The following is a 3,898-nucleotide window of genomic DNA, read 5'->3' on the forward strand; positions in this document are numbered from 1 at the left end:
GACATGACCGAGAAGAAGAACGCACACACAAGTGTCAGGAGCGCCAACGCGCACGCGAAGGCGACCACCACCAAGGCCAAGGAGACGACAGCAAAGGCCAAGGACACCGCGGGCGAGGCGGAGACCACGGCGAAGACCGCCGTCGCGAGCGCCGCGACGACGGCCGCGCACACCGCTCATATCGCCGCCGACAAGGCCTATGTGGCTGCCGAGAAGGCCGTGGCCACGGGTCGTACCGTGGCGGCCGAGGCCCCCAAGAAGGCGGCCGCGGCGGCCGGTTCGGCCTGGATGGCGCTCAAGGCGCGGAAGGTCCAGGCAGCCGTCGCCGGTGCGGGGGCCGCCGCGGCGGGCGCCACCGCGGTGGTCCTGCGCAGGCGCGCCGCACGTCGCCGCCGCCCGCTCGCACGGCTGACCGGTGGCCGGCTCGGCGTCTGAGGACCGCCGTCGGCGTACGCGGCCTCTTTCCCACCGCGCCGGCCACCGCCGCCGGCCCCTGACCTTCCGGCCACCGGCTGGGGCTACTCGGCCGCCCAGGTCGCCGGCAGCTCGTGGACACCGTAGAACGAGGTGTTCTCCCGGTACCGGATCTCCTCCGGGGCCACCGCCAGACGCAGGCTGGGGAACCTGGCGAGCAACCGTTGCAGGAGCACCTTCAGTTCAACCCTCGCCAACTGCTGGCCCAGACACTGATGCACACCGTGTCCGAACGCGAGATGGGAGGCGTGCGGCCGGTCGAGGGCGAGGCGGTCGGGGTCGGCGAAGCGCTCGGGGTCCCGATTGGCGGTGGACACCAGACCGGCCACCATCTCGCCCTTCGCGATGGGATGACCGTTGATCACGGCGTCCTCGGTGGCGGTGCGCACGGTGCCGAAGTTGTTGACCGGGAAGTAGCGGAGAAACTCCTCTACGGCGTCGTCGAGCAGGTCGGGATTCTCACGCAGCCGGGTCAATTGCTCAGGGTCCTCGAACAGCGCCAGCATGCCGAGGCCGATCAGGTTCTCCACGGGTTCATGACCGGCGAAAATGATGGTCATGGCGATGCCGACCACCTCCTCGTCGGTCAGCGCCCCGCCCTCGACCTCGCCATGCAGCATCCTGCTGATCATGTCGTCCGCGGGCTCGGCCCGCTTGGCGCGTACGAATCCGCGCATCTCGTCCCACCACGCGGTCGCCATCGCGCCGACGGCCTGGTCGTCGCCGCCGGTCTCCCTGAGCGTGCGTACCTCGTGGTCGAACTTCTGGTGGTAGGTGTACGGCACTCCGAGAATTTCGGAGATCACCATCGCGGGCACCGGGTTGGCATAGGCCGCCACGAGATCGGCGCTCGTGCCCATCGCCTCCATGGCGTCGAGGTGCTGGTCGGCCAGCCGCTCGATCCGGCCGGTCAGTTCGCGCGCACCGCGTACCGAGAACTCGGCGGTGAGCGTGCGGCGGTAGCGGGTGTGGTCCGGCGGATCCATGGAGAAGAAGAAGCCCGCCGGTATCTCCGGGCTCATCGCCGGGAACGGCACCCTGGAGCCGCTGAACCGGGAGTCCGCCAGCATGGCCCTGATGTCGTCGTGCTTGGTCAGAAACCACATCACCAGGCCGCCGGGCAGCTCCAGTTTGCCCAGTTCACCCGCGTCCCGCAGTCGGCGGTGGTTCTCCGGAGGGTCGTACGGACAACGCCGTTCGGCCTTCACGGTCCCGGGAAGGGGCAAGGTCTCGCTCACTGTTGACTCCCTCGTATGTGCCTCAGGGGCGGATGGTGCGTCAGGGACGATGCGGTGTGTCCGCTCGTATGTGGTCATGGATGTGTGGTCATGGATGTGTGGTCATGGATGTGTGGTCATGGATGATCCGTCCGCTCGATCCATTTCGCGGACAGATCCTGGAGCAGGGTCGAGATCCGCACCCGTGCCGCGCTTGCCGGGTCGAGGTCGAGGATCGACTCGTCGAGTTTGTTGAGCTCTTCGAGCACGAGAATGGCGGCCGCCGCGTCGTCCGGCAGCATTTCGGTACGCAGATGGCGGGCGAGTTCGACGGCCGTGGGGTGGTCGAAGGTGAGGCTGGCGGGCAGTTCGAGCCGGGTGGCCCGGGTCAGTTGGTTTCGCAGCTTCACGGCCGCCACCGAGTCGAAGCCCATATCGACGAAACCCCGGTCCGGGTCGACCATGGCGGCATCCGGATGGCCGAGGACCGTCGCGACCTGGTCGCGGACCAGCTCCAGCAGGATCTCCTCCTGCTCGTCCTCCGACCGCCCGGCCAGCCGCTCCAGCAGTGTGGTCGCGGACACCTCGGCCGCCACGGGTTGATCCACCGGCCGCTGGGCCGGTTCGGTGCGGGCCGGGACCGCTGCCGCGGTGGTGACCCGGACCGCCTCCCCGGGCCCGGCGCATGCCGCGTCGAACAGGGCGAGGCCCAGGTCGGTGGAGACGGAGACCGCGGGCAGTCCCAGGGCCCGCCGGTATGCGGCCAGCGCGTCGGCGTACGCGGGGGTCAGTGTCCCGTCGGCGGAGGTGAGCAGCACAAAGCGGTCCAGCTCCAGGTCCCGCGTGGCAAGGTGCAGATTCCACGCCGCCTCAAGCCCCGACCGCAGCCGTGCCCGCAGGATTTCCGGGGTGAGTGCGTGGGCCGGTGTCCGCTCCGGGTCCGCGGCCGCGGTGTGCACCACGCTCCGCAGCCGCGGAATCGTCTCCAGCAGCCCTGCCAGCGCCTGACGGTCCGCCGGATCGCATGGGGCGAGCCGGACCGTCGCGCCGAGGGCTTCCAGCCCGGCCGTGTCGCCGTTCCGGGCCGTGTCGCCCTCCCCGGCCACGACCAGGTCGTTCACGCCTCGCTCGACGATCAGGTGCCGGGCCACGTCCATGGCCGACCCGCCGGTCACCAGCACCGTGCCCGGCCCCCAGACGGGCGGGTTCTGCTCGGTGACCGCCGCCGCGGCCAGCTCGGGTACCAGCACCGCCGACGCCCGGACCGCGATCCGGCCCTTCCCCACGGCCACCGCGGCGGGCAGCAGACGCAGATCGCACGCATCGGTGTCGACAAGTGTGATCCGTCCCGCGTGGGCCGCCTGGACGCCCTCGACCAGCGACCACACCGCGGCCGCGGCCAGGTCCTCGACCTCCTCACCGGACGCCACGGCGAGCGCGCGCCCGGTCACCAGCACCAGACGTGCGGGGGTGAAGCGTTCCTCGTCCAGCCACGTCCGTACGGCAGCGGCGGTCCGGAGGGCCACCTCGGACGCCGTCGCGCCCTCGGACACGCACGGGAGGAGCACGACGTCCGGCACATCCTCGATGGCCGCCAGGTCCGGATACACCGCGACCGGCGCGCCGAGCGTGTCCGGCTTCCAGGCGTCCGGGTCGCCGACGAGCCCCCACCGGACAAGGCCGAGGTCCGGTTCGGACGGCGCAGCACACACCGTCCACGCCGTCCTGAACAGTGATGCGTTGGCCTGCCGCAGCCGCTGCCCGGATACCGGGCGCAGCACCAGCGAGTCCACCGACAACACGGGAGTACCGGCGGTGTCGGCCGCCTGGAGCGAGACCGTGTCCGGGCCGGTGGGCGCGAGGGTGACCCGCAGTCTCGTGGCACCCTCCGTGTGCAGGGTGATCCCCGTCCAGGAGAACGGCAGATGGGTCCGCTCGGGCTCGGTGACCAGCCCGGCCAGCGCCTCCGCGCACAGGGCCCGGTCGAGCAGGGCGGGATGCAGGGTCCATCGCCCGGCCTTGGCCCCGGAGGTCTCCGGCAGCTCGATGTCGAGGAAGACCTCGTCGCCGCGGCGCCACGCCGGTGTCCCGGTGGACTCCAGCGGGCGGGCGCCGGTGGGCGGCCAGCTCTCGGTGTGCGACGCCGGCGCGGGCGGCTGATCCGCGCCGAGGACGGCGGTGGCGTGGCGGACCCACCGCCGGTCCCG

General features: G+C 71.4%; 3 protein-coding genes and 3 pseudogenes. 1 reads left to right on the top strand and 5 read right to left on the bottom strand.

Annotation, left to right across the window (positions count from 1 at the left end):
* The first annotated feature begins 3 nt into the window (after positions 1 to 3).
* Positions 4 to 435: a hypothetical protein gene (locus STRVI_RS25095; RefSeq protein ID WP_014058435.1), complete on the top strand. Its 432-nt coding sequence runs from the start codon at positions 4 to 6 to the stop codon at positions 433 to 435.
* An 83-nt stretch (positions 436 to 518) separates the two neighbouring features.
* Here the strand turns inward: STRVI_RS25095 and STRVI_RS25100 are convergent, their stop codons facing one another.
* The 5 genes and pseudogenes from STRVI_RS25100 to STRVI_RS56465 form a co-directional block, all read right to left on the bottom strand.
* A complete protein-coding gene (locus tag STRVI_RS25100) occupies positions 519 to 1,712 on the bottom strand; it encodes a cytochrome P450 (RefSeq protein ID WP_014058436.1) in 1,194 nt (397 codons plus the stop codon).
* Between the two features lie 116 nt (positions 1,713 to 1,828).
* On the bottom strand, positions 1,829 to 2,299 hold the full coding sequence (locus tag STRVI_RS56450) for an acyl carrier protein (protein WP_435532624.1): 471 nt from the start codon (positions 2,297 to 2,299) through the stop codon (positions 1,829 to 1,831).
* A gap of 123 nt (positions 2,300 to 2,422) precedes the next feature.
* Positions 2,423 to 2,941, bottom strand: a pseudogene (locus tag STRVI_RS56455) (KR domain-containing protein); the annotation flags it as partial.
* A pseudogene (locus STRVI_RS56460) lies at positions 2,942 to 3,472 on the bottom strand (SpnB-like Rossmann fold domain-containing protein); the annotation flags it as partial.
* Positions 3,455 to 3,793 (bottom strand): annotated as a pseudogene (locus STRVI_RS56465) (polyketide synthase dehydratase domain-containing protein); the annotation flags it as partial. The pseudogenes STRVI_RS56465 and STRVI_RS56460, both read right to left, overlap by 18 nt.
* Positions 3,794 to 3,898: the final 105 nt, after the last annotated feature.

The organism is Streptomyces violaceusniger Tu 4113 (genome assembly GCF_000147815.2).
Taxonomy (GTDB): Bacteria; Actinomycetota; Actinomycetes; order Streptomycetales; family Streptomycetaceae; genus Streptomyces; species Streptomyces violaceusniger_A.

What these genes read in the sequence shown, in the direction of transcription:
- STRVI_RS25095 (WP_014058435.1), top strand. Translation starts at nt 4, where the DNA reads ATGACCGAGAAGAAGAACGCACACACAAGTGTCAGGAGCGCCAACGCG.